Consider the following 25,140-nt stretch of genomic DNA (forward strand, 5'->3'; position numbering starts at 1 on the left):
CATGCAGGACGCTCTCCGAGCGCCCCGCCTCGATCCGGCCGCTCAAGCTTTGACGTTGGCGCGGATATCCCAGGCCGCCGTCTTGGCCGCATCGAGCGTACCGTCGGCCTTCTGCGGCTTGTACTCGTACTTGAACTTCGCGAAGTTGAGCGTGATGTTCTCGGTGAGGCGGTCTTCGCCGCCGCTGCCGCCGGTGGAGACGGCCGACACGAGCACTTCGTTCAGCGTGATCGTGAGGTACTCCTGTGCGTCCTCGCCCGCCTTGCGGACCACGAGCGTCGCATCGGCAAAGTGCTTGCCGTTGCAGCAGGCAAGCAGCAACGCATTGGAAGAGGAGTCGACGTACTTGGTGAAGGACAGGTCCTGGACGCTGACCTTGCCCGCGCCACCGCCGCTCCCCAGGTGCATGCTGCCCGACTGGCTGGCACCCCAGCTCCAGGCCAGCAAGTCGATCTCCTCCTTGTGCTTGCTGTCTTTCGACTCGCCCTTGACGTCGGCGATCTTGATAAACATGTCTACGGCCATGATGCCCACCTTTCAGTTTGTGTGAACCAAGAAAAATCAGCTTCCTCGCAGTGCGCCCCGCGGGCCAGCTCGGCAGCTGTAGAGAGAACGAACGGGTCGCTGCGTTTGCAACGATTTCGCGGAAATTTATTTGCCGCCCTTCGCCGACGGCAGCTTCGAGACCAGGCGCAGCGACACCGTCAGGCCTTCGAGCTGATAGTGCGGGCGCAGGAAGAACTTGGAGCTGTAGTAGCCGGGATTTCCTTCGACTTCCTCGACCACCACCTGCGCCGCGGCCAGCGGCTTGCGGGCCTTGGTCTCCTCGGAGGAGTTGGCGGGGTCGCCGTCCACGTAGTTCATGATCCAGTTGTTGAGCCAGCGCTCCATGTCGGCTCTTTCCTTGAAGCTGCCGACCTTGTCGCGCACGATGCACTTGAGGTAGTGCGCGAAGCGGTTGCAGGCAAAGAGGTAGGGCAGCCGCGCCGCGAGGTTGGCATTGGCCGTCGCGTCAGGGTCGTCGTACTCGGCCGGCTTGTTGAGCGACTGGGCGCCGATGAAGGCGGCGAAGTCGGAGTTCTTGCGGTGGATCAGCGAGAGCAGGCCGGCCTTGGAGAGCTCGGCCTCGCGCCGATCGCTGATCGCGATCTCGGTCGGGCACTTCTGGTCGACGCCGCCGTCGTCGCTCGGGAAGGTGTGCAGCGGCAGGTTCTCGACCGCGCCGCCCGACTCGATGCCGCGGATGCGCGAGCCCCAGCCGTAGAGCTTGTACGAACGGTTGATGTTGGTGGCCATGGCGTAGGCCGCGTTGGCCCAGCTGTACTTGCCGTGGTCGGAGCCCGACACCTCTTCCTCGAAGTCGAACTCCTCGACCGGATTCGTCTTCGCGCCGTAGGGCGTGCGGGCCAGGAAGCGCGGCATGCACAGGCCGATGTATTTGGAATCGTCGGACTCGCGCAGGCTGCGCCAGCCGGCGTACTCGGGCGTCCCAAAGATCTTGGTCAGGTCGCGCGGGTTGGCGAGCTCCTGCCACGACTCCATCTGCATCAGGTTGGGGCTCGCGCCGGTGATGAAGGGCGCATGCGCCGAGGCCGCGAGCTTGGCCATCTCGCCCAGCAGTTCGACGTCGGGCGGGCTCTGGTCGAAGTGGTAGTCGCCGACGATGGCGCCGAAGGGCTCGCCGCCGAACTGGCCGTATTCCTGCTCGTAGACCTTCTTGAACAGCGGGCTCTGGTCCCAGGCGGCGCCCTTGAACTTCTTCAAGGTCTTGTGCAGCTCCTTCTTGGAGATGTCCATCACCCGGATCTTGAGGTTCTCGTCCGATTCGGTGTTGTTCACCATGTAGTGCAGGCCGCGCCAGGCGCTCTCGAGCTTCTGGAACTCCTCGTTGTGCAGGATCTTGTTGATCTGCTCGGTGAGCTTCGCATCGATCGCGGCGATCATGGCCTGGATCGACTTAGTCACATCCTTGCCGATGACCTGCGTGTTGGCCAGCGCCTGCTGCGCCAGCGTGAGCACGGCCGCCTCGACGGCGCTCTTGGCCTCGTCGCTGCGCGGTTTGAACTCCTTCTGCAGGAGCGACGAGAAGTCGCTTCCTTCGTAGGCAACGTCTTTCAGAGGGCTCTGCTGCTCGAGTGCTTCAGCCATGTCGGGTTCTCCTCGTGTGCAAAAAATGGGGCATCAGGCGGCCGGCGCGGCGCCTTCTTCGGGCTTCTTGCTGGCGGCCAGCGTCTGCAGCAGCGCCGGGTCTTCCAGCACCTTGGCCAGCAGGTCTTCGGCGCCGCCCTTGCCGTCCATGTAGGTGACCAGGTTCGACAACTGGGTGCGGGCCTCGAGCAGCTTGTTGAGCGCATCGACCTTCTTGGCCACGGCGGCGGGCGAGAAGTCCTCCATGTTCTCGAAGGTGATGTCGACCTTGAGATCTCCTTCGCCGGTCAGCGTGTTCGACACCGAGAAGGCGGCGCGCGGCTTCATGGCCTTCATGCGCACGTCGAAGTTGTCGGTGTCGAACTCGAGGAACTTGCGGTCGCCCACCGGCGCCAGCGGATCGGCTGGCTTGCCCGAGAGGTCGGCCAGTACGCCCATCACGAAGGGCAGCTGGACCTTTTTCTCCGCGCCGTAGAGCTCCACGTCGTACTCGATCTGGACCCGCGGCGCCCGGTTCCGGGCGATGAATTTCTGGCTGCTCTTGGACATGGACATGCTCCTTGGGGAGGGTGGATGTTGCGATGGGACTTACTCGACCGACTGCTTGCCGGTCACGGTCTCGATGGTGTCGAGCGCGTTTGGAGCGAGATCGGCCATGATTTCGAAGAAGCTGACGCCGATGAGCTTCTTGGCGCGTGCGATCAGAAGCGGCGCCGGGTTGCCCGGCTCGGCCTGTTCGAGATAGCGGATCACGCGGTCGAGGGTCTGGAGCGCGTCCTGCCGGGTCCGGATTTCGCCGGGTGCCGCGGCGCGCGCGGCGGGGGCGCTGCCGGTGCCGGCATCTGCGGCAGCTTCGGCCTCTGCCTCGGCCTGCGCCGTGGTGCCGGCCACGGCGGCGCTGGCCTTGCTCAATACGGTGGCAATCGCGCGCAGCGGCCCGAGATCGATCAGGTCCGTGCGGCCGGTGCGCTCGACGATCAGCGTCTGCAAGTGCGTGACGAGCGTGGGCATTTCCATCAGCGTCTGCAGCACCTCGGGCGTTTCGCCGTGGATGGCCTCGAGCCCACCGTGGATCTGCGCGGCGGAGTAGCCGGCTTCGGCGCCGGCCGGCGCCAGCGCGTTGTGCGCGATCGCGACGTCGCGCACGCGGATCGGACCGACCCCGCGCGCCACGCCGACGTTGGCTTCGTACAGGTCGCGCAGCACCATGTCTTCGTCGGTCAGCGGCGCGAGCGAATTGAGGCGCATCGTGGGATCGTTGTCGTCGTCGGCATCCAGCTTTGGATGTATGCCTTCCCAGTGGCGGTCGAGCAAGCCGGTCAGCAGCCGCAGGCTCATGACGAAGCCGGCGATGCCTTGCATCCGGGTGCTGGCGCGCAGCAGCAGCACGGCGACCCGGGCATCCTTGGTCCGGCCCAGCAGGGCCTGCGCCTGTTCGGCCACGGAGCGCCACTCGGGCTCCACCGCGGGGATCACGGTGTCCCCGAACTGTTGCTCGGGCTTGCCTTGCGCGGCCGCGGCCAATGCGGTGAATGCAGGGTCGTACTCGAGGTCGTCACCGCATGGCGAGGCTTCGCTGATGGGAGCCTGCAGGGCTTCGACGAGTTCGGGAGTCAGCATGTTGCCTGTTCGAGTTCACTAGGGATAATCAAAGATGCTCCCTGACCGGTCAATGCAACGAAGGAAATAGCATGAGAGACCCTGGTACACGCCGTTCGCCCTATGGACGTCTTCAGGATGCGGGGCTTCGGCGCGTACGGGCGGGCCTGGGCATGCTGCTGGCGATCGCGTTCGCTGCCGGTTGTTCGAGCCCTCCGCCGCCGCCGAAGCCCGTGGTCACGCCGATAACGATGACGCTGGCGGCAGGTGCCGATGCCAACCCCGATGCGCGCGGACGGGCCTCGCCGCTCACGGTGCGCGTCTATGCGCTCAAGACCAGCGGCGCCTTCGAGGCGGCGGATTTCTTCTCGCTGTTCGAGAAAGACCAGGCCACGCTCGGCGCCGAGATGGCCCAGCGCGAAGAACTGCTGCTGCGGCCCGGCGACAGCAAGAAGCTCGAGATGACGCTGGCCGCCGACATCAAGGCGATCGGCGTGATGGCGGCCTACCGTGACCTCGACCGCGCGCGCTGGCGCGAGGTGCGCGCGATCGAGCCGGGCAAGCCGCTCTTGGTCGGCGTCAACTTCGGCGCGCGCCAGATCCAGATCCGCATCGAACCGGCGCCACCGCCACCGCCGCCGGCGAAGTAGCCTTTTCTATCCGCGCGCCAGCGGCTGGTCGGCCGGCAGGAAGCGCTGGAACAGGTCCGCGACGAAGGCGTCGTCCTCGCCGTCCGCGGGAGCGGCCACGACATAGAGGCCGCGCCAGTGCGCCGGCGCGAGCGTGCGGCCGAGGCCGTTGTCGAACATGCGCTCCACCAGCGTGCGCAACCCCGGCTGCAATGCGCGCAGCTGCTCCACGAAGCTGTGAATCGCCAGCCGGCGCGCCGGCTCCGGCTGACTGCGCAGCAAGCCCATGCGCAAGGCATGCAGTCGGTCGGCCATCGGACCAAAGGGATCGTCCGGCCGCGCGCCGGCTGTCGCGTTGTCGGGCAGGCGGTAGCCGAGCGCCTGGACCAGCGCCTCCGGCGGCATGGCGGAGCGCAGCACGCCGTAGCCGGCGAGCCGCTCCAGGCCGGTCACGACCAGGTAGACCGGCAGGTGCAGCCGCAGATGCTCGGCCGCTTCGTCGACGCGCTGCCGCAGCCGCGTCGCATCGGATGCCAGTGCCTTTGTGTCGCCGAGCAGACCTGCGGCACTCACGCAGACCACGATGCCGTTGAGTGGCTGGCGCTCGCGTTGATGGGCGAGCGCCAGCAAGGCTTGGTACCAAAGGCCTCGCTCATGCCGCGAGGCCGGCTCGCGCACCGCGGCCGGGCTGGTTTCGATCGCGATCATCGAGCGCAGGAAGTGCCAGCGCCAGAAGACATCGCCGGCGGTATCGGGCCCCGTCTGCAGCGGCGGTGGCGAGGCGCGGCGGGCCGCGGCCAGCAGCCCGGGCAGTCCGGCCGATTCGTCGCCGATGAACAGGAACCAGGGCTGGTCGTAGAGCGGATTGCGCACCGCGCGCTGCGCCGGCGAACGAAGAAGCAGCTCGCGCGCCTGCGCGATGGCCTGCCGCAGGGCGGCGAGCGCCGCCTGCTCCGAAGGGTTCGACGGCGGGCCGAGGACTGCGATGCGCCGCCGCAGCATCCGCCGCCGCGCGAAGTAGCGCGAGCCCAGCATGAACCACCAGAGAGCGAGAAGCCCCAGCAGGCACAGCGCGAGCAGGGGCCAATAGTAAGTGGGCAACGGGTGCAGGGCGTTCATGGAAGAAGCTGGTCGCGGCGCTGTTCAGCGCGAGACGGTTTCGAGGAACACGAAATCGGCGATCGGCCGCCCGCCCGCTTCGTTGGCGGCCAGCGATTCGCGCAGCCGTTGAAGATAGGGTGAGGCCAGTTCGAAAGGAGGTCTGTCCGCGGTTTCGTTGAAGGGCACGGGCGAGGAAAGGGCCGTGACCAGCACGGTGCCGAAGGGCGGACTCACAAGCCAGCTCGATGGGATGTCGCGGCCCAGCTCGACGCTTTCGCCGGCGCGCAGGCGGGCCTGGCCGCGGCCCGCGTTGAGATGCATCACGGCGCCGTCGGCGGTGAAGTAGTCGACCCAGAGATAGCCGTCGTAGTCGGCGTTCGTGGCCTGCACCAGCACCAGGTCGCCCTCGCGCAGCCGGCCGTTCTGGGCGCTGAGTGCGGCGACCTTCAGGCCGTACCGCTTGTCGCGATTGCGCGCCTGGTAGGGCTTGAGGATGGCGACGACTTCGCAATGCGGCCAAACGCGCAGCTGGAGCTGGAAGCTCGCCGCGCTCACGCCCGGCATGGCACGCACTTCGCGCTCCACGCGCGCCATGTCTTCCGGCAGCGAGACGAAGCCGCTCACGCGCGTCGCGCCGTCCGCGCCCACCGTGGCGGCGAGGTCGGCGCAGGCGTAGGTCTGGAGCTGCTGCTCGACCCGCTGGGCCAGCGTGGGCGGCGCTTCGCGCGGGCCGTTCAGCATCGAGCCCAGCAGGTACACCAGCGGAATCAGCAGCGCGAGTGCGCCGGCGGCGCGCAGCAGTGCCCGCTCGCGCCGCTCCGGGATGCGCGGACCCGGCGGGTCGGGCACGCTGTAGGGTTGGGGCGTGATGCGCTCTACGGCCAGGGTGCCCGGTGCAAGAGGCTGCACCGGCAGTTGCTGACCATGCAGCTCCTTGAGCTTGCCGAGCTCGCCGCTGTCGCCGTTCTCGAAGTAGTACTGGCCCTTGAAGCCGTGGACCAGCGCGTGCCAGTAGATCTCGCGCACCGCGCCGTCGTCGGCCTGCAGCGCCGACAGGTGATGGAAGAACTCGCTGTGCGCGTTGTTGGAATTGAAGAGCTGCACCTGCAGCGGCGTCACGCCGATGCTCCAGCCGGCATTGCGCGCGACGATCTCGTCGAGCCAGGCGACCATGGCGAAGGACGCCGATTCGATGCGCTGGGCCGGGATGCCCGCGGCCCGGGCCGTGACCCGGGCCTCCTCGAGCAGGTCCAGGGCGCGGCGCTGCACCGCGTCGGGCGTCCGACTCATGCGCCCGGCGGCGATCGCCGCGTCGAGTTCGAGGCCGAATGAGAACAGGGGACAGAAGCAGTCGAACAGGCGAGCCATGAAACGCTCGCGCTATTCTTCGGTGGCGGTGGGAGCCTTGGGTTTGCGCCTGCATCGATGGCACATGCCGATCTCCCTGTTCTTCGTTGGATGTGGAATTCATTCTTTCAACGCCCCCCAGGGCCCGCCATATCGCTTGGGGACTATGTCGTTCGTGGAGCGGGCGAGTCTTGCCGCGCGCCGCGATCGCCGTTATCTTTGGTATTCGTTGAGTTCATTCACTACGTTGGGGCCGCCATGAAAATCCTGATCGCCGACGACCACCGGCTCGTCATCGAGGCGGTCAAAGCCAAACTGTCGGAAATCGAGCCCGACATCGAGTTCGTTCTGGCGATGAGCGTCGACGAGTTGCTCGCGGGCGCCTCCGACGACATAGACTTGGCCGTGATCGACCTGAACATGCCCGGCGCCGACGGCCAGGCCCACGTGGACGAGATCCGGCGCCGCCACCCGGCCGTGCCCGTCATCGTGCTCTCGGGCTACGAAGACCCCAACATCATGCGCACTGCGCTCGAGCGCGGCGTGCTGGGTTTCATCCCGAAGGCCTACTCGCCCGAGATCATGCTGTCGGCCGTGCGGCTGGTGCTGGCCGGCGGCGTCTACGTGCCGCCGATGATGCTGTCGGCCGTGCCGCCCGGCATCGTGGCCGGCGTGCCGACCGCGGACGCCATGCAACGCGGATCGGCCGCCGCGGCGGCGCAGACCCTCGAACACCTGCGCAGCGTGCTGACCGAGCGCCAGGTCGAGGTGCTGCAGCTGCTGTCGCAGGGCAAGCCCAACAAGCTGATCGGGCGCGCGCTCGGCATCAGCGAGGGCACGGTCAAGATCCACCTGGCGGCGATCTTCCGCGCGCTCAACGTGCGCAACCGCACCGAGGCGGTGGTGGCGGCCCAGTCGCTCACCGAAGCCTGAGCCTTCGTCCGGCGGTCGCGCCGGAGTCATTCGCTGGTCATTTCCTGGTCGCTGTTTGGTCAGCGCGGCAAGGGCGCGCGTCACGCAGACTGTTTCCAGAGCGCGTTCGCGCGGCAGCTGCCCTCACGGCAAACCAACCATCGAGAGACCATGCCTTCCATCATTCCCTACGATCCGTCGCTGACGCTGGGCGCTATCGTCGACCCCGCCGCCTTCGCTACGCTGAGCGAGATCGCCGAACTCGACGCCGAGATCGACGCTGCGCAGGACATCCTGAACTCGTTCATCTCGATGAAGCGCAGCATCGACATGACGGTTCACGAGCTGATCGCCATGGAAGTCGATCCGCACGACGTCAAGGCAATGAGCGAGCAGATCAAGAAGGAAATCTCCAAGGCGGCGGCGGACTACGCCGCCATCCGGCTGGAGAACGAGGCCAAGATCCGGCCGTTGAAGGCGTAGGTGCACAGCGTGCATCAAGGCCTCGAAAGCCCCATCGACTTCGAGAAAACGACGCTCAAGATGATGGAAATTTCAACGGATTTTCTCAAGATGGAGTCGCAGTACTTCTCGTTCGAGCAGAACGACGAAGGAATGGCAGCAAGCTTGTCCGCTATCAAGGGTCTCATCGCCGGTTCGTCCAGCCATCTCGGCGTCGACGCTGCGACGGAGATGGCGACCGCCGGTGTCAGCCAGGTCGCCAAGCAGCGCAAGGAGCACAACATTGCCGGGACGCTGGTGATTACGGCTGCTTGCACGCACAAGAAGGCCAACGTTCTGGCGCCGATGGTCATCGAGCCGACAAGGCGGCCAGGATCTGGAATCAGGCATTTCCATCAGACAAGCTGAAGCTCGCCGAACCGGCCAGCATGGTGGCGGCGGCAATCTCCGAGCAAGATGGGAAGAGCAAGGTACTCAACCTGCTCACGGGCGCGACCTATGGGTCCAGCTTCGTCGGCATGGTGCATATTCTGCGGAAGGACGCGACAGATATCGGGGAGGCTGCAGGTTCGGACCTGAGCTTGACGGCAATTGCCGAGAGCATGCAGGAGAAGCTCAAGGTCGCGGCCTGGCTCGAGGGAGAGAGCCAGGCCTCGGCGTCGATCCTGGGAACAGGTTTTCCCGCGGAGAGAGCTGCCTATGCGGCCTGGCGCAGCGGTCACGTCGTCGACTCCGCCGCGTATGCGGCCTTGCAGGAGGTCTGCAGATTCCTGGCGCAGGATGCGCGCGTGGTCGAGGCCAAGCAGATCCAGGATGTTCACCTGAATCCGGTGGCCTGGAAGATCCAGCAGGCGTCCTACCTGGTGCGCCTGGGTTTTTCGGCCGGATATGTATCCAGACTGAACGCGTAAGCTGCGCTCAAGCGGCTGCAGGAGATAGCCCGCGCGCGCTACACGTCCTGGGAGGACTTCTCGCTGTCGGGGTTGATCGCCCTGGGCGTGCGCAGCCCGATCGATAGCTTCGATCTGGTTGACTGGCGCAAGATGGCGCGCAGCCACGAGGTGTTGCTTCGAGTGCAGTGCAGCACGCTCGCGCATGCCGCGCGCTGGAAGGTTTTCACCCCGGTCTCTGTGCCTTCGAACCGCTGGCTCGAACCGAGCCCGCAGCTGGCCGAGGCCTGAGGCCTGCCGTCGCCGCCGCGAGCCCTGATTGCGACGCGGCAGAATCAAGGCGATTCCGGGCTTCCCACCGCGCGCTTTGACCACCACTCGTTTGCACCTTTCAAACTTCGACGCCGCGATCATCGACCTCGACGGCACCATGGTCGACACCCTCGGCGACTTCGTCGTTGCCTTGAACTGCATGCTCGACGGGCTCGAATTGCGCCAAGTCGCGGCCGAAGCCGTCGCGACCATGGTCGGCAAGGGCTCGGAGCACCTGATCCATTCGGTGCTGCGCCACGTGCGCGACGGCCGCGCCGCCGACAACGCGCTCTTCGACGAGGCTTGGCGCCGCTACCAGCATCACTATCTCGCCATCAACGGCCGGCATTCGGATGTCTATCCCGGCGTCGTCGAGGGGTTGACGGTGCTGCGTGCTCATGGCCTGCGCCTGGCCTGCCTGACCAACAAGCCCACTGCCTTCGCACGCCCGCTGCTCGCCGCCAAGGGACTTGACGGCTACTTCGACGTGGTGTTCGGTGGCGACGCCTTCGAGCGCAAGAAGCCCGATCCGCTGCCGCTCGTCAAGACCTGCGAGGCGCTCGCCAGCGCACCGGAGCGCACTCTGATGGTGGGCGATTCGAGCAACGACGCGCGCGCGGCCCGGGCGGCGGGCTGCCCGGTGGTGCTGGTGAGCTATGGCTACAACCACGGCGAGCCGGTGCGCGGCGTGGATGCCGACGGCTTCGTCGATTCGCTGGCAGAGCTGGGTCGGGTTCTTGATAGTTGACAATTGAATGGTTGAAAAGTAATGTATCTGCGAGCCCGTTGATTTGCGGATCGGCGGCCCGTGGCCTACAACTTCTTCTCGACCATGAAAATCGCCATCCTGGGCGGCGGCCACGGCTGTTACGCCGCCGCTGCCGACCTGTCCGAAGCCGGCCACGAAGTGCGGCTCTGGCGCCGCGACGCCGATGCGCTCGCCGCCGTGCGGCTGGCCGGTTCGATCACGCTGAAGGACGCGCGCGGCGCGCGCGAAGTACCGATCGCGCTGGCGACCGCCGACATCGGCGAGGCTTTGCGTGGAGCGATTCTGATCGTGATCCCGACGCCGGCCGTGGCGCAGGAAGACATCGCCCGCGCCATGGCGCCGCATCTGGTCGATGGCCAGGTGGTGTTCCTGCCGCCCGGCACCTTCGGCAGCTTCGTGATGGCGCGCATCGCCAAGGAAGCCGGCAGCCGCGCCGATGTCGCCTGGGCCGAGACCGGCACGCTGCCTTACCTGGCGCGCAAGCACGGCGAGCGCGAGGTCAACGTCACGATTCGCGCCATTCGCCTGCCGACCGGCGTGTACCCGGCGCGCAACGCGCAGCAGGCGCTGGAAGTGATCCGCCAGGCCTATCCGAGCGTGCATGGCTGCGGCGATGCGCTGTCGGGCGCGCTGATGAACGCAGGGCCGGTCATTCATCCGCCGCTGATGGTGATGAACGCCGCGCCGCTGCAGCACTTCGAGCGTTGGGACATCCACAACGAGGGCACGCAGCGCGCGGTGCGCGACGTGACCGATCGGCTCGACCAGGAGCGCATCGCCGTGCGCGAGGCCTTCGGGCAGCCCGCGCCGCACTATCCGCTGGCCGACCACTACAACAACGACCAGTGGATGTACGGCGACGCCCACAAGCAACTGGTCAAGTCGGGCGACTGGCGCGAGAACATCGACCTCTACGCTCACCGCTACATCACCGAAGACACCGAGCTGGGCCTGGCCTTCCTCGCCTCGGCGGCGCGCTATGCAGGCGTCGATGCGCCGATCGCGCACGGCTTGCTGGCCATCGTCGGCGGCTTCCTCGGCCGCGATCTGCGCCGGGGCCCGCGCACCTTCGAGCGACTAGGCCTTGCCGTCCTCGACAAGGCCGAGCTGAAGAAGAGGCTGCATGATGGCGAATGAGACGCCGGCGCCGCGCTTTGCCGCCGTCGGCGCGGGCCGCATGGGCCGCGGCATCGCGATCGCCTTCGCCTATGCGGGCCATCGCATCGCATTGGTCGACCTGCGCCCGCGCGGCGACGAGGCCTGGCAGAAGCTGTGCGCCGAGGCGCGGGCCGAGATCGAAGCCAGCCTCTCGGGGCTCGCACAACTTGGCGTCGTCGAGGCTGCGCAGGTGAGTGCGATTGCCGACCGCGTCGAGCTCGTGAAGGCCGCCGACGCGCCGCGCGCGTTGGGCCAGGCCGAGCTGGTCTTCGAAGGCGTGCCCGAGACGCTGGAGGCCAAGCGCGAGGCCTTCGAGCAGCTCAACCGGCATTGCCGCGGCGACGCGATCCTGACCTCCACCACCAGCAGCATCCTGGTCACGCAGCTCGCGGCGCTGGTGAAGAGGCCGGAGCGCTTCCTGAACATGCACTGGCTCAATCCGGCCTACGTGATCCCTGTGGTGGAGCTGAGCTGTCACCCGGGCACCGATGCCGCGGTGCTGGCGCGCACCAAGCAACTGATGGAGCAGATCGGCAAGCTGCCGGTGGTCTGCGGCGCTTCGCCCGGCTACATCGTGCCGCGGCTGCAGGCGCTGGTGATGAACGAGGCGGCGCGGATGATCGAGGAGGGCGCGGCCACCGCCGAGGAGATCGACAAGGCCACGCGCTACGGCCTGGGCCTGCGCTTCGCGGCGCTCGGCGTGGTGGAGTTCATCGACTTCGGCGGCTGCGACATCCTGCACCATGCGAGCCGCGAGATGTCGGCATCGATCGACAAGGGGCGCTACGCCGCGCCGGCCATCGTCGATCGCATGGTGGCCGAAGGCCGGCTGGGCCTGAAGACCGGCAGCGGCTTTTACGATTACGACGGCCGCGATGTCGCGGCCTACCGGCGCGACGTGCTTGCGCGCACGCTGGGCATGCTCCGGCATGCGGGGCTTTGGCAGCCGCCGGCCGACAAGACACAGCCATGATGAAGGTCCGCCGCGCGTTCGCAGATCTGTCGGTCGGGCAGGTGCACTACGCGAGCTGCGGCGATCCGCGCGCCGAGACGGTGCTGCTGCTGCACCAGTCCCCGCGCAGCTGGGCCGAGTACCGGCACGTGCTGCCCTTGATCGGAGAGCGCTTCCGGGCAGTGGCGATGGACACCGCGGGCTTCGGCGACTCCGACGTCGGACCGGCGCCCGCGAGCATCGAGCAGTGGGCGCGCGTCGCAGTCGAGCTGCTCGATGCCCTGGGCATTGCACGCGCGCACGTGGTGGGCCACCACACGGGCGGCGTCATCGCAGTCGAGCTGGCTGCCTCCTTCGCGGACCGGGTGCATGGGCTGGTGTTGTCTTCCACGCCCTACACCGATGCGGCCTTCCGCCGCGCCCGCGCTGAGCGGCCGCCGATCGACGAGGTGGCGCCGAGCACCGACGGCAGCCATCTCGCGGCGCTGTGGCAGAAGCGGCAGTCCTTCTACCCGCCGAACCGGCCCGAGCTGCTGGAAGCCTTCGTGCGCGATGCGCTCAGGGTCGGCGAGCGGCTGGAGGAGGGGCACCGGGCCGTCGCGTCCTATCGGATGGAGGATCGCATCGCGAAGATCGCGCAGCCGACGCTGATCCTGCGCGCCACCGAGGATCCTTTCGCTGCGCCGCACGCAGCCGAACTGCAGGCGCATCTGCCGCATGCGCGCATCGTCGACATCGCCGGCGGCATGGTGCCCCTGCCCGACCAGATGCCCGAAGCCTTCGCCGCGGCGGTGCTCGATTTCCTGGAGACGCTGCCATGAAGGCCGTGCGCATCCACGGCTTCGGTGCGGCGCCGGTGCTCGAAGAGATGGAAGACCCGCAGCCCCGCGCCGGCCGCACGATCGTCCGCATGGCCGCGGCCACTGTGGGGCATATCGATCGCACGGTCTGGAGCGGCGGCTTTCTCCGGCATCCGCCGCTGCCTTACGTCCCGGGCGTCGAGGCCGCGGGGACTGTGGTGGCGAGCGAACGCTACACGGCGGGCCAGCGCGTCTGGCTGCGCGGCGCAGGCCTCGGCATCACCGCCGACGGCACCTGGTGCGAGCTGATCGATGCGCCCGATGAGGCGCTGGGCCTTCTTCCCGACGAGGTCGACATGGCCCTCGGCTCGGCCTTCTTCTCGCCCTGCACCTCGGCCTGGGTCGCGCTGCATGAGATCGCGAAGCTCCAGGCCGGCGAGCGGGTGCTGGTGACCGGTGCCTCCGGCGCGGTCGGGTCGATGGCGGTGCAGCTGGCGCGGGACGCGGGTGCCACGGTGTTGACCGCTGCCGGCGATGTGCAGGACCCGGTGGACCTGCTGCTCGATACCGTCGGTGGGCCGGTGCTCGAAGCGGCCTTGCCCCGCGTCACGCCCGGCGGCCGCGCGGTGCTGGTCGGCTACACCGCCGGCAACACGCTGGCGCTGGACATCGCGCATTTCCTCCAGCGCGACGTCGCACTGCTGCCGCTCAACATGTTCAGGTGCGAGGCCGCGGGTCGCGCCGCCGCGCCCGAACTGCTGGCGCGCCTGGGCGATGGGCGATTGAAGCTGGAGATCAAGACCTTCCGCCTCGACGAGGCCGCCACCGCGCTCGACTGGATCACCCAACGCGGACACCGAGGCCGCGCGGTCCTGGTCCCCTGAGCGCCCTTACTCCTCGGTCTCGTCCGTTTCCGTATCCAGCGGCACGCGCGCATGCAGCTCGATCATCTGCCGCAAGGTGATCTTCAGCTCCTCGGCGCGCAGCAGGCCGAAGGGCTCCAGCACCCGCAGCTCATGCTCCCTGGCGAGCTCCATCAGGTGCTCCACCGTCTTGGCGCCCTTGCGTGTGATGCGCACCAGCGTAATGCGCCGATCACTGTCATGGGGCAGGCGCTCGACCTGGCCCTTGGATTCCATGCGGTCCAGAAGGCGCGTCACCGTCGGCTGCTTGGTCACCGTGACCTGGGCCAGCTGCCCGATGCTGATCGGCTCGCCGCCCGCCAGCGAGGCCATCACCCGCCACTCGGAGACCGAGAAACCGTGCTGGCGCGCGACCACGTGGAACTCCGTAGAGATCAGCTGGCTGGCCTGCGCCAGCAGCGCCGGCAGGTAGTCGTCGACGAAGCGCAGCGGCTTAGCGGGCTTCGTCGCCATGAAGGGTCCCCGGGTCTGCGGCAGGCACGCAGCTTGCATGTCTAGGGTAATTCATGATTGTGGATACATTCAGTTGTCAACATTATATGGACTGCACGATGAGGCGGCCAATGCCGTCATGAGGAACAAGGCACATCATGGCTGAACGATCGTTCGTCGAGGAGGTCAAGAAACTCCGACTTTCGGAGGGGGAGCTGTTCCGGGGCGAAGGCATTCTGGCCGTCACCAAGGCGCTGCTCGAATCGGGTGTTTCCTATGTCGCGGGCTACCAGGGTGCACCTATTTCGCACCTGATGGACGTGCTGGCCGACGCCCAGGACATCCTGGCCGAGCAGGGCATCCGCTTCGAGAACAGCGCGAGCGAGGCCACGGCCGCCGCCACGCTGGCCGCCTCGGTCAACTACCCGCTGCGCGGCGCCGTGACCTTCAAGGCGACGGTGGGCACCAATGTGGCCTCCGACGCGCTGGCCAACCTGGCTTCGGGCGGCGTGACCGGCGGCGCGCTGGTCATCGTGGGCGAGGACTACGGCGAGGGCTCCTCGATCATGCAGGAGCGCAGCCACGCCTTCGCGATGAAGTCGCAGATCTGGCTGCTCGATCCGCGGCCCAACCTGCCCTGCATCGTCGATGCCGTGAAGAAGGGCTTCGAGCTTTCGGAGGCCAGCCACACGCCGGTGATGCTGCAGCTGCGCATCCGCGCCTGCCATGTGCACGGGCAGTTCGTGGCCGGCGCCAACCGGCGGCCCGCCTTCACGATCAAGGATGCGCTCGAGAACCCGCAGCGCGACGTCAGCCGCATCGTGCTGCCGCCGGCCAGCTTCGTGCACGAGCAAGAGAAGGTGAAGGACCGCTGGCCCGCCGCGGTGCGCTTCATCGAAGACAACGGGCTCAACGAGTTCTTCTCGGAAGACGCCGACGACATCGGCATCATCGTGCAGGGCGGCAGCTACAACACCCTCGTGCGCGCACTCGAACGCCTGGGCCTGGCCGACGTCTACGGCAACAGCCGGGTGCCGCTCTACGTGATGAACGTGGCCTACCCGGTCATCGAGAGCGAGGTGCTGCGCTTCTGCGAAGGCAAGCGCGCGGTCTTGATCGTCGAAGAGGGCCAACCCAACTTCGTCGAGCAGAACCTCGCGACCATTCTGCGCCAGGCCGGCTCGACCACGGCGCTGCACGGCAAGGACATGCTGCCGGTGGCCGGCGAATACACCGCGGCCGAACTGCTCAAGGGCGCGCGCAGCTTCGGCGAGCGCTACGGTCGGTTGCAGCCGCTGCCGGTGCCCGCGCCGGTGCGCAGGGTGATCCCGCTCATCGAGGTCGCCGACGTCGGTGTCGATGGCGCGCCCGAACCGGCCCTGCCGCTGGACGAGAACGTGCATGCACGCCCGCCGGGCTTCTGCACGGGGTGCCCTGAGCGCCCGATCTTCAGCGCAATGAAGCTGGTGGAGCGCGAGCTCGGGCCCCACCACGTCAGCGCCGACATCGGCTGCCACCTGTTCTCGATCCTGCCGCCCTTCAACATCGGCAACACCACCATGGGCTACGGCCTGGGCGGCGCCGGCGCCGCCGCGCTCAACGCGCCGGCGGGCAAGCGCGCGATCTCGATGATGGGCGACGGCGGCTTCTGGCACAACGGGCTGACCAGCGGCGTCGCCAACGCGGTCTTCAACAAGAGCGACAACCTGACCATCGTGGTCGACAACAACTACACCTCGGCCACCGGCGGCCAGGACATCCTGTCGTCCACCGCGCACAACGCGACGCGCAGCACCGGCCACGAGATCGAGCGCGCGGTGCGCGGCGTGGGCGTGAAGTGGGTGCGGACGATCCGCCGCACCTACGACGTCGCAGGCATGCGCGACGCGCTCAAGGAGGCGCTGACCACCAAGGAGAAGGGCCCCAAGGTGCTGATCGCGCAGTCCGAATGCATGCTCAACAAGCAGCGCCGCGAGAAGCCGCTGGTGCGCAAGGCGATCGCCGAGGGCAAGCGCGTGGTGCGCGACAAGTTCGGCGTCGATTCCGACACCTGCACCGGCGACCACTCGTGCATCCGGCTTTCGGGCTGCCCCTCGCTGTCGATCAAGGCCAATCCCGATCCGCTGCGCACCGATCCGGTCGCGACCGTGCTCGACAGCTGCGTCGGTTGCGGCAACTGCGGCGATGTCTCGCATGCCGCGGTGCTGTGCCCATCGTTCTACAAGGCGCAGATCGTCAGCAACCCGAACGGCTGGGACCGCTTGCGCGAACGCGTGCGCGGCGCGGTGATCGGCTGGCTCCAACGTGGCGAGGCGAAACGCCGCGCCGAGTACGCCTTCTGATGGCCACGCGATGACGCAACAACAACCTATCAAGATAGCGATCCTCGCCATGGGCGGCGAGGGCGGCGGCGTGCTGGCCGACTGGATCGTCGACATGGGCGAGGGCAACGGCTACGTCGCGCAGACCACCTCGGTGCCGGGCGTGGCCCAGCGCACCGGCGCGACCATCTACTACGTCGAGCTCTACCCCGAGGCGCAGGCCCAGGCCGACGGCGGCCGGCCGGTGCTGGCGCTGATGCCGCTGCCCGGCGACGTCGACGTGGTGCTGGCCTCGGAGTTGATGGAAGCCGGCCGCGCGGTGCAGCGCGGGCTGGTCACGCGCGAGCGCACCACGCTGGTCGCGTCGACGCACCGCGTCTATTCGATCGCCGAGAAGAGCGCGATGGGCGACGGGCGCGTCGACAGCGCGCAGCTGCTCGCGCATGCGGACAAGGCCGCCAAGCGCTTCATCCGTTTCGACATGGCGCAGGCCGCCGAAGACGCGGGCAGCGTGATCAGTGCGGTGCTGTTCGGCGCGCTGGCCGGCGCCGGCGTGCTGCCCTTCAGCCGCGCGAATTTCGAGGCCACCATCGAGCGCGGCGGCGTCGGCGTCAAGCCGAGCCTCAAGGCCTTCGGCGCTGCCTTCGTGCGTGCGCAAGGTGCAGCGGTGGAAGAGGCGCCGATGGACCTGCCCGCCGCCGCGCCGCAGCCGAAACATCCCGCCGTGCGCGCACTGGTCGAGCGCGTGCAGCGCGACTTTCCCGCCTCTGTGCACCCGGTGCTGCTGGAAGGCGTGCGCCGGCTCATCGACTACCAGGACCTGGCCTACGCAGCCCTCTACCTCGACCGCGCGGCCGCGATCGCCGCGCTGCCGAGCAACGACGATCACCGCCTGCTGCGCGAGACCGCGCGCCACCTTGCGCTGTGGATGTCCTACGAGGACACGGCCCGCGTCGCCGCGCTCAAGACCCGCTCCTCGCGCTTCGAGCGCGTGCGCGGCGAAGCCGGCGTGAAGGACGGGCAGGTGCTCGCGATCAACGAGTACATGCATCCTCGCCTGCAGGAAATCTGCGAGACGCTGCCAGCCGGCATCGGACGCTGGCTGATGAATTCGAGCCTGCCCCGCCGGCTGGTGGAAGGGCTCACGCAGAAGGGCCGTGTGATCCAGACCAGCTCGCTGCACGGCTATCTGATGCTGCGCACCGTCGCCGCGATGAAGCGCTGGCGCCGGTCCACGCTGCGCTATGCCGAGGAGAACCGCCGCATCGAGGAATGGCTGCAGCGCATCGCCGCGACCGCAGTGCGGCATCCCGAACTCGCGGTCGAAGTCGCGCAGTGCCAGCGCCTGGTCAAGGGCTACAGCGACACCCACGAACGCGGCCTGCGCAACTACGACACGGTGATGGCCGCCTTCCAGCGCGCCGGCGCAGGGCTCGCGCCGGCCACCTTGCGCGAACTGCGCGACGCCGCGCTCGCCGATGAACACGGGCACAAACTGCAAGCCGCGCTGGCGCAGCATGCGCTGGCCTGAAAAAGGGATGCGAACACCATGACCGCCACCCTCCAACTGCGCGTCGTCGAGGCGCGCGAACTGAATCCGCTGATCCGGATGCTGCGCCTGAAGGCCGACGATGGCAGCGCCTTGCCGGGCTATGCCGCCGGCGCCCACATCCGTGTCCAGGTGGCATTGCCCGACGGCACGCAGGACTGGCGCCACTACTCGCTCATCAACTTCGCGACCGCGCGCAACGCCACCAACGCGCCCGCCGAGTACCGGATCGCTGTGCGCAAGGAGGCCGATGGCCGCGGCGGCTCGCGCTTCATGCACGAGCGATTGAAAGAGGGCGATCTCCTCACCATCGAAGCGCCGAAGAACGACTTCCCGCTGCACACCGGCCCTGGCGGCACGGTGCTGGTCGCGGGTGGCATCGGCGTCACGCCGCTTGCGAGCATGGCCGCACGCCGCCGGGCCGAAGGCGCGCCAGTGCGCATGCACTACGCGGGCCGAAGCCAGGAGCTGATGGCCTTCCTGCCGGAGCTGCGGGCGTTGCTGGGCGAAGATCTTCGCGTCCACGCCGACGCCGAAGCCGGCGGACCGCTCGACATCGACGCCTTGCTCGACGACTGCCCGGCAGGCGACCGCCTCTATGTCTGCGGCCCCAAGGTGATGCTCGATGCCGTGCTGGCCCGCACCCAGGCCCGCGGCTGGGAACACGATCGCGTGCACTTCGAACTCTTCACCACCTCGGTGGCCGAGGAGGGCGACCAGGCTTTCGAGGTGGAACTGGCGCAATCGGGCCAGCGCTTTACGGTTCCGGCCGATCAGAGCATCCTCGACTGCCTGATCGAGCACGGCTGCGATCCCATGTTCGATTGCAAGCGCGGCGAATGCGGCGTGTGCACGACGGCCGTGCTCGAGGGCGAGATCGACCATCGTGACTACGTGCTGAGCGCGCGCGAAAAGGCGGAAGGCAACGTCATGCAGATCTGCATCTCGCGCGCCAAGGGGCCGCGGCTGGTGCTGGACATCTGAAGGAGCAGCAGGAACATGACTTCGTACCGAGGCAACCCCGATGCCGTGCGCGCGCTGGTCCAGGCCGACCGCGTGCACCGCGACCTGTACACCAGCCAGGAGCTGTTCGAGCTGGAGCAGGAGCACTTTTTCGCCAACACCTGGAACTACGCCGGGCACGAAAGCCAGCTTCCCAAGCCGGGCGACTGGATCAGCAACGAGATCGCCGGCCGGCCGCTGATCATCGTGCGCCACACCGACGGCTCGGTGCGCGCCATGATGAACCGCTGCGCGCACAAGGGCTCGCGGCTGGTGACGGCACCCTGCGGCAACACCGGCAAGTTCTTTCGCTGCCCCTACCACGCCTGGACCTTCAAGACCGACGGCTCGCTGCTCGCAATCCCGCTCAAGAACGGCTATGAAGGCACGCAGCTGCACGAGTGCGAATCGGCCAAGGGCCTGACCACGATCCGCAATGTGCGCAGCTACCGCGGCTTCATCTTCGTCAAGATCAACGACGTGGGGCCGGATTTCGAGGACTACTTCGGCGACTCGCTGAGCTCCATCGACAACATGGCCGACCGTTCGCCCGAGGGCGAGCTCGAGATCGCCGGCGGCTGCCTGCGTTTCATGCACCAGTGCAACTGGAAGATGTTCGTCGAGAACCTCAACGACACCATGCACCCGATGGTGGCGCACGAGTCCTCGGCCGGCACCGCCAAGCGCATGTGGGCCGACAAGCCGGCCGACGAGCCGAAGCCGATGGCCGTCGAGCAGTTCGTGCCCTTCATGTCGGACTACAAGTTCTTCGAGGACATGGGCATCCGCATCTACGACAACGGTCACAGTTTCACGGGCGTGCACTTCAGCATTCACAGCAAGTACAAGGCGATTCCCGCCTACGACGATGCGATGAAGGCGAAGTACGGCGAGGAGCGCACCGCGCAGATCCTCGGCATGGCGCGGCACAACACCGTGTACTACCCGAACCTCACGATCAAGGGCGCGATCCAGGCGATCCGCGTGGTGAAGCCGATCGCGGTCGACAAGACGCTGATCGAGAGCTGGACCTTCCGCCTGAAGGGCGCGCCGCCCGAGCTGCTCGCGCGCACCACCATGTACAACCGGCTCATCAACTCGCCCTTCTCGGTCGTCGGCCACGACGACCTGCAGGCCTACCGCGGCATCCAGGCCGGGCTGCATGCGAGCGGCAACGAGTGGGTCAGCTTGCACCGCAACTACGACCCTGCCGAGCTGGCCGGTGGCGAGATCACGACAGGCGGAACCAACGAACTGCCGATGCGCAACCAGTACAGAAGCTGGGCGCGCTACATGACGGAGACCATGTGATGGCCGTCACCCACCAGGACCTGATCGACTTCGTCGTCCACGAGTCGCGCATGCTCGACGCCAAGCGCTTCGACGAGTGGAATGCGCTCTTCACCGACGATGCCTACTACTGGGTGCCGCTGGTGCCAGACCAGGAAGACGGCATCAACCACACATCGCATCTCTACGAAGACAAGCTTCTACGCGACCTGCGCGTCGAGCGTCTCAAGAGCCCGCGTGCGTTCTCTCAGCAGCCGCCGAGCCGCTGCCATCACCTGCTGCAGACGCCCACGGTCGAGGAGTTCGACGAGGCCGGCAATCGCTATGTGCTGCGCACCGAGTTCCACTACACCGAATCGCAGGGCGACGAACTGCAGTTCTACGTCGGCACCTTCTTCCATCACCTCAGCGTGGTAGACGGCGCCTTGCGCATGACGCAGAAGCGCGTCAACCTGCTCAACTGCGACGCGGCCCTGCCGGCCGTGCAGCTCTTCATCTAGGGACGCGATGCACGTCACCGTCCACAACGTCTTCTCTGCCACCGCGGCGCGCACGCCGGAGGCCGAGTTCCTGTTCACCGAATCGGTGACCGCCAAGGCCTACGGCATCGCCGCCGGTGCCATCCGCTGGGGCGAGGCCGCGGCAGCGGTCGAACGCCTGCGCGTGGCCTATGCAGAGGCGGGCTATGGCCATGGCCACCGCGTCGGCCTGCTGCTGGAGAACCGGCCGGCCTTCCTGTTCCACTGGTTCGCGCTCAACGCACTGGGTGTGAGCGTGGTGCCGATCAACGCCGAGATGCGCTCCGCCGAGCTGGTCTACCTGATCGGCCACAGCGAGATCGGCCTGGCCGTGACCCTGCCTGAACGTGCGGCCGATCTGCGCGCCGCGGCGGCGCAGACCGGCGTCGCTTTCGCAACCATGGGGCCCGATGACGAAGTGCCGCCCGCGCGGACGGCTGCGCCGCGTGTCGACGAAGCGATCGGCCCCGAGACCGAATGCGGCCTGCTCTACACCTCGGGCACCACCGGCCGGCCCAAGGGCTGCATCCTGAGCAACGCCTACTTCCTGCGCGCCGGCGAGTGGTATGCCGCGCTCGACGGCGTGTGCGGCATCCGGCGCGATGCGGAGCGCGTCATCACGCCGCTGCCGCTCAATCACATGAACGCGATGGCCTTCTCGACCATGGTGGTGCTGGTCGCCGGTGGCTGCCTGGTGCAGCTCGATCGCTTCCATCCGAAGACCTGGCTGGCGAGCGTGCGCGAAAGCGGCGCCACCATCGCGCACTACTTGGGCGTGATGCCGGCCATGCTGCTGTCGGCACCCGCGTCGGCAGCCGACAAGGACCACGCGATTCGCTGGGGCTTCGGCGCCGGCGTCGACCGCAAGAACCACGCGCCCTTCGAGGCCCGCTTCGGTTTCCCGCTGGTCGAGGCCTGGGCCATGACCGAAACCGGCGCCGCCGCCTGCGTGATGGCGAATCGCGAGCCGCGGCTGGTGGGCACGAGCTGCTTCGGCCGGCAGGAGGAGTTCGTCGAGATTCGCCTCGTGGACGACGCAGGCCGGGATGCGATCGGCGACGCACCGGGCGAACTGCTGGTGCGCTCCGCCGGCGAAGACCCGCGGCGCTACTTCTTCTCCGGCTACCTGAAGGACGAGGAAGCCACGCGCGAGGCCTGGGCCGGCGGCTGGTTCCATACCGGCGATCTCGTGCGGCGCGATGCGGACGGCAACTTCTTCTTCGTCGATCGCAAGAAGAACGTGATCCGCCGCAGCGGCGAGAACATCTCGGCGGTCGAGGTCGAGAGCGTGCTGAACCAGCATCCGGCCGTGAAGACCTCGGCCGTCGCCGCGACGCCCGATGCGGTGCGCGGCGACGAGGTGCTGGCCTGCATCGTGGTGCGCGAGGAGGTCGACGCATCGGAGCGCGCGCAGATCGCGGCCAGCATCGTCGAGCACGCGCTGGCGCAGCTGGCCTACTACAAGGCACCGGGCTACGTGGCTTTCGTCGACGCGCTGCCGCTCACGGCTTCGCAGAAGATCCAGCGCGGGCAGTTGCGTGAACTGGCGCAGGTGCTGCCGGGGCAGGGCCATTGCATCGACACCCGCGCCATGAAAAAGAGGCAGGCATGACGCGCCGGCAGTCCTACGAAGGCGTCGCGGTGGCCGTGCCCATCACCGTGCCCTATGTGCGCTACTCGACGCGCACCGCGCACTGGTTCATCGGGCAGGCGCTCGAGGCGCTGGTGCAAGCCAGCGGCGTGCCGAAGGAGCAGATCGACGGCTTGTGCCTCAGCAGTTTCTCGCTTGCGCCGGACACGGCGGTGGGCGTGACGCAGCACCTGGGCCTCTCGCCGCGCTGGCTCGACCACATGCCGACCGGCGGCGCATCCGGTGTGATGTGCTTGCGCCGCGCGGCGCGCGCCGTGCAGGCCGGCGACGCCGACATCGTGGCCTGCGTCGGCGCCGACACCAACCACGTCGACTCTTTCCGCCAGACGCTGGGCAGCTTCAGCAACTTCGCGCGCGACGCGAGCTACCCCTACGGCTCGGGCGGGCCGAATTCCATCTTCGCGATGATCACCGCCAACTACATGCGCACCTTCGGCGCGAAGCGCGAGGACTTCGGCCGCATCGCGGTGGACCAGCGCACCAACGCACTGGGCAACCCGGATGCGATGTTCAAGAAGCCGCTCACGCTCGACGAGTACATGGCGGCGCGGCCGATTTCCGACCCGATCCACCTCTTCGACTGCGTGATGCCCTGTGCGGGCGCGGAAGCCTTTCTGGTGATGAGCGAGGAGCGTGCGCGCGACCTGGGCCTGCCGCATGCAGTGATCCGCGGCGCGATCGAGCGGCACAATGCCTTTGCCGACGATCCGGTGATGGTGCAGGGCGGCTGGCGCATGGACCGCGACGATCTCTATGCGCAGGCCGGCGTGCAACCCGCTGCGCTCGACTTCGTCCAGACCTACGACGACTATCCCGTCATCGTGATGATGCAGTTCGAGGACCTGGGTTTTTGCGAGAAGGGCGAGGGCCCCGCCTTCGTGCGCGCAAACACGATGACCTTCGACGGCAGCTTTCCCAACAACACCAGCGGCGGGCAGCTGTCGGCCGGCCAGGCAGGCGCGGCGGGAGGCTTCCTCGGCATGGTGGAAGCGATCCGCCAGCTGACCGACACGGCCGGGCCGCGCACGGTGCCCGATGCGCAGCTCGGCTTGGTCGCGGGCTTCGGCATGGTGACCTACGACCGCTGCCTTTGCACCGGCGCCGTGATCCTGGGGAGATCGGAATGACCATGCCCCTGATGCGCCCCAAGCGCAAGAACCCGGTCCTGCGCACGCGGCAGATGAACCTGCCGCCCTGGGCGCGCGGCCGCGTCGCGCTGGGCATCACGGCCGCCGCGGCCGAGGGCCGCTTCGAGCTGCAGACCTGCGAGGACTGCGGCACGGTGCAGTACCCGCCGCGCGAGGCCTGCCACAAATGCCTGTCGCCGCGCCTGCACTGGCGCGAGCAAAGCGGAGAGGGCGAACTCATCAGCAGCACCACGCTGCATCACAGCAACGACCTGTTCTTCCGCGAACGCCTGCCCTGGCGGCTGGGCCTGGTGCATCTCGATGCCGGACCGACGCTGATGGTCCACCTGCACGGCGAGGTCGGCGAGGCGCCGGCGCGCGTGCGTGTCGGCGCCCGGCTCGACCGCGCGGGGCAGGCCGTTCTCATTGGTTTTCCGAACGAAGGGAGTGCCCATATGGCCGACGACAAGATGCTGCGCGAGATGACCAGCGACCCGAAGTTCCGCAAGGCGCTGGTCACCGACGGCAAGACCGAAGTGGGGCAGGCCATCGTGCGTGCGCTGGTCAAGGCCGGTGCCGACATCGTGTGGGTCGGCCATGCCGAACCGTGGAAGAAGATGGGCGGCCTGGAAGACATCACGGCGCTGCCGCAGGTCACGCTGGTGCCGCTGGACCTGACCAACGGCCGCTCGGTGAGCGAGCTGGCCGGCGAGATCGGCGGCAAGGTCGACATCGTGATCAACAACGCCGAGGTGCATCGCAACTTCGGCATCGGCGCGCGCCGTGGTACCGACGTCGCCAAGGCCGAGATGGACATCAACTACTTCGGCCTGCTGCGGCTGGCGCAGGAGTTCGGCCCGGCGCTCAAGGGGCGCTCGGCGGACGGCGTGAGCAGTGCGACGGCCTGGGTCAACCTGCTGTCGATCTATGCGCTGTCCAACTTCCCGCCGCACGGCACCTTCAGCGCATCCAAGGCCGCGGCCTATTCGCTCGCCCAATGCCTGCGCGCCGAGATGCGGCCGGCCGGCATCCGCGTGATCAACCTGTTCCCCGGGCCGATCGACGACGAGTGGAACCAGCACATGCCGCCGCCGAAGCTGGCGCCGAGTGCGCTGGCCAATGCGATCGTCAAGGCGCTGCGCGACGGCGTCGAGGACGTCTACCCGGGCGACGTGGCGCAGGAGTGGCTGGAGCGCTGGCGCGACAACCCGAAGGTGCTCGAACGCGAACTCGCAGCTGGAGGATGAG

Annotated in this window: 26 protein-coding genes; 19 read left to right on the plus strand and 7 right to left on the minus strand. The window is 67.7% G+C overall.

Annotation, left to right across the window (positions count from 1 at the left end):
* Nucleotides 1-42 precede the first annotated feature (42 nt).
* From ACSQ9I_RS03830 to tssA, 4 genes are all read right to left on the minus strand, one after another.
* Complete coding sequence (locus ACSQ9I_RS03830; protein WP_093110882.1) at nt 43-525, minus strand: Hcp family type VI secretion system effector; 483 nt, start codon at nt 523-525, stop codon at nt 43-45.
* 126 nt (nt 526-651) lie between these two features.
* Nucleotides 652-2,148 carry a type VI secretion system contractile sheath large subunit gene (gene tssC, locus ACSQ9I_RS03835; RefSeq protein ID WP_093110792.1) on the minus strand — a complete coding sequence of 499 codons (1,497 nt, stop codon included), beginning with the start codon at nt 2,146-2,148 and terminating at the stop codon, nt 652-654.
* 33 nt (nt 2,149-2,181) lie between these two features.
* Complete coding sequence (gene tssB, locus ACSQ9I_RS03840) at nt 2,182-2,703, minus strand: type VI secretion system contractile sheath small subunit (protein WP_212733719.1); 522 nt, start codon at nt 2,701-2,703, stop codon at nt 2,182-2,184.
* A gap of 33 nt (nt 2,704-2,736) precedes the next feature.
* Nucleotides 2,737-3,768 (minus strand): type VI secretion system protein TssA, encoded by a 1,032-nt coding sequence (tssA, locus tag ACSQ9I_RS03845; RefSeq protein ID WP_436312333.1) that lies wholly within the window; start codon nt 3,766-3,768, stop codon nt 2,737-2,739.
* 71 nt (nt 3,769-3,839) lie between these two features.
* Between tssA and tssJ the strand changes: the two genes are divergently transcribed.
* The gene (gene tssJ / locus ACSQ9I_RS03850; RefSeq protein ID WP_436312334.1) at nt 3,840-4,397 is read left to right on the plus strand and encodes a type VI secretion system lipoprotein TssJ; all 558 of its coding nucleotides are present in this window, start codon (nt 3,840-3,842) and stop codon (nt 4,395-4,397) included.
* Nucleotides 4,398-4,403: 6 nt separating this feature from the next.
* On the opposite strand, the gene ACSQ9I_RS03855 is transcribed toward tssJ, so the two are convergent.
* Both ACSQ9I_RS03855 and ACSQ9I_RS03860 read right to left on the minus strand, forming a co-directional pair.
* Entirely contained in the window at nt 4,404-5,495 is a 1,092-nt protein-coding gene (locus ACSQ9I_RS03855; RefSeq protein WP_436312335.1) for a type VI secretion protein IcmF/TssM N-terminal domain-containing protein, read from the minus strand.
* Nucleotides 5,496-5,519: 24 nt separating this feature from the next.
* Nucleotides 5,520-6,845 carry a DotU family type IV/VI secretion system protein gene (locus ACSQ9I_RS03860; protein ID WP_436312336.1) on the minus strand — a complete coding sequence of 442 codons (1,326 nt, stop codon included), beginning with the start codon at nt 6,843-6,845 and terminating at the stop codon, nt 5,520-5,522.
* 237 nt (nt 6,846-7,082) lie between these two features.
* On the opposite strand from ACSQ9I_RS03860, the gene ACSQ9I_RS03865 reads away from it, so the two are divergent.
* The 10 genes from ACSQ9I_RS03865 to ACSQ9I_RS03910 all read left to right on the plus strand — a co-directional run bounded on the left by ACSQ9I_RS03865 (nt 7,083) and on the right by ACSQ9I_RS03910 (nt 13,963).
* Nucleotides 7,083-7,757, plus strand: coding sequence for a LuxR C-terminal-related transcriptional regulator (locus ACSQ9I_RS03865; RefSeq protein ID WP_436312337.1), 675 nt, complete (start codon nt 7,083-7,085; stop codon nt 7,755-7,757).
* A gap of 150 nt (nt 7,758-7,907) precedes the next feature.
* Complete coding sequence (locus ACSQ9I_RS03870) at nt 7,908-8,219, plus strand: hypothetical protein (RefSeq protein WP_436312338.1); 312 nt, start codon at nt 7,908-7,910, stop codon at nt 8,217-8,219.
* Between the two features lie 9 nt (nt 8,220-8,228).
* Nucleotides 8,229-8,606: a hypothetical protein gene (locus tag ACSQ9I_RS03875; RefSeq protein ID WP_436312339.1), complete on the plus strand. Its 378-nt coding sequence runs from the start codon at nt 8,229-8,231 to the stop codon at nt 8,604-8,606.
* On the plus strand, nt 8,510-9,109 hold the full coding sequence (locus ACSQ9I_RS03880; RefSeq protein ID WP_436312340.1) for a hypothetical protein: 600 nt from the start codon (nt 8,510-8,512) through the stop codon (nt 9,107-9,109). The genes ACSQ9I_RS03875 and ACSQ9I_RS03880 overlap by 97 nt, the downstream gene beginning before the upstream one ends.
* A gap of 72 nt (nt 9,110-9,181) precedes the next feature.
* On the plus strand, nt 9,182-9,379 hold the full coding sequence (locus ACSQ9I_RS03885) for a hypothetical protein (RefSeq protein WP_436312341.1): 198 nt from the start codon (nt 9,182-9,184) through the stop codon (nt 9,377-9,379).
* Nucleotides 9,380-9,470: 91 nt separating this feature from the next.
* A complete protein-coding gene (locus ACSQ9I_RS03890; protein WP_436312342.1) occupies nt 9,471-10,148 on the plus strand; it encodes a phosphoglycolate phosphatase in 678 nt (225 codons plus the stop codon).
* Nucleotides 10,149-10,232: 84 nt separating this feature from the next.
* Nucleotides 10,233-11,306 (plus strand): NAD/NADP octopine/nopaline dehydrogenase family protein, encoded by a 1,074-nt coding sequence (locus tag ACSQ9I_RS03895; RefSeq protein WP_436315708.1) that lies wholly within the window; start codon nt 10,233-10,235, stop codon nt 11,304-11,306.
* Complete coding sequence (locus ACSQ9I_RS03900) at nt 11,296-12,300, plus strand: 3-hydroxybutyryl-CoA dehydrogenase (RefSeq protein WP_436315709.1); 1,005 nt, start codon at nt 11,296-11,298, stop codon at nt 12,298-12,300. The genes ACSQ9I_RS03895 and ACSQ9I_RS03900 overlap by 11 nt, the downstream gene beginning before the upstream one ends.
* Nucleotides 12,300-13,100, plus strand: coding sequence for an alpha/beta fold hydrolase (locus tag ACSQ9I_RS03905; protein ID WP_436315710.1), 801 nt, complete (start codon nt 12,300-12,302; stop codon nt 13,098-13,100). Before ACSQ9I_RS03900 ends, ACSQ9I_RS03905 begins: the two co-directional genes overlap by 1 nt.
* A complete protein-coding gene (locus ACSQ9I_RS03910) occupies nt 13,097-13,963 on the plus strand; it encodes a quinone oxidoreductase family protein (protein ID WP_436312343.1) in 867 nt (288 codons plus the stop codon). Before ACSQ9I_RS03905 ends, ACSQ9I_RS03910 begins: the two co-directional genes overlap by 4 nt.
* A gap of 6 nt (nt 13,964-13,969) precedes the next feature.
* Here ACSQ9I_RS03910 and ACSQ9I_RS03915 read toward each other — a convergent pair whose 3' ends face one another.
* A complete protein-coding gene (locus ACSQ9I_RS03915; RefSeq protein ID WP_436312344.1) occupies nt 13,970-14,455 on the minus strand; it encodes a MarR family winged helix-turn-helix transcriptional regulator in 486 nt (161 codons plus the stop codon).
* A 137-nt stretch (nt 14,456-14,592) separates the two neighbouring features.
* On the opposite strand from ACSQ9I_RS03915, the gene ACSQ9I_RS03920 reads away from it, so the two are divergent.
* From ACSQ9I_RS03920 to ACSQ9I_RS03955, 8 genes are read left to right on the plus strand one after another with little or no spacing between them, the layout of a single operon-like run.
* Nucleotides 14,593-16,776 (plus strand): thiamine pyrophosphate-dependent enzyme, encoded by a 2,184-nt coding sequence (locus ACSQ9I_RS03920; protein WP_436312345.1) that lies wholly within the window; start codon nt 14,593-14,595, stop codon nt 16,774-16,776.
* Nucleotides 16,777-16,786: 10 nt separating this feature from the next.
* Nucleotides 16,787-18,286 (plus strand): indolepyruvate oxidoreductase subunit beta family protein, encoded by a 1,500-nt coding sequence (locus ACSQ9I_RS03925; RefSeq protein ID WP_436312346.1) that lies wholly within the window; start codon nt 16,787-16,789, stop codon nt 18,284-18,286.
* An 18-nt stretch (nt 18,287-18,304) separates the two neighbouring features.
* Nucleotides 18,305-19,288: a PDR/VanB family oxidoreductase gene (locus ACSQ9I_RS03930; RefSeq protein ID WP_436312347.1), complete on the plus strand. Its 984-nt coding sequence runs from the start codon at nt 18,305-18,307 to the stop codon at nt 19,286-19,288.
* Between the two features lie 15 nt (nt 19,289-19,303).
* Nucleotides 19,304-20,617, plus strand: a complete 1,314-nt coding sequence (locus ACSQ9I_RS03935; protein ID WP_436302762.1) for an aromatic ring-hydroxylating dioxygenase subunit alpha — start codon at nt 19,304-19,306, stop codon at nt 20,615-20,617.
* A complete protein-coding gene (locus ACSQ9I_RS03940) occupies nt 20,617-21,096 on the plus strand; it encodes an aromatic-ring-hydroxylating dioxygenase subunit beta (RefSeq protein ID WP_436295331.1) in 480 nt (159 codons plus the stop codon). The genes ACSQ9I_RS03935 and ACSQ9I_RS03940 overlap by 1 nt, the downstream gene beginning before the upstream one ends.
* A gap of 7 nt (nt 21,097-21,103) precedes the next feature.
* On the plus strand, nt 21,104-22,726 hold the full coding sequence (locus tag ACSQ9I_RS03945) for an AMP-binding protein (RefSeq protein WP_436312348.1): 1,623 nt from the start codon (nt 21,104-21,106) through the stop codon (nt 22,724-22,726).
* Nucleotides 22,723-23,892 (plus strand): thiolase family protein, encoded by a 1,170-nt coding sequence (locus ACSQ9I_RS03950; protein ID WP_436312349.1) that lies wholly within the window; start codon nt 22,723-22,725, stop codon nt 23,890-23,892. The genes ACSQ9I_RS03945 and ACSQ9I_RS03950 overlap by 4 nt, the downstream gene beginning before the upstream one ends.
* Complete coding sequence (locus tag ACSQ9I_RS03955) at nt 23,889-25,139, plus strand: SDR family NAD(P)-dependent oxidoreductase (RefSeq protein ID WP_436295333.1); 1,251 nt, start codon at nt 23,889-23,891, stop codon at nt 25,137-25,139. Before ACSQ9I_RS03950 ends, ACSQ9I_RS03955 begins: the two co-directional genes overlap by 4 nt.
* Nucleotide 25,140: the final 1 nt, after the last annotated feature.

This window comes from Variovorax sp. LjRoot84, from assembly GCF_964254305.1.
Lineage (GTDB): Bacteria > Pseudomonadota > Gammaproteobacteria > Burkholderiales > Burkholderiaceae_C > Variovorax.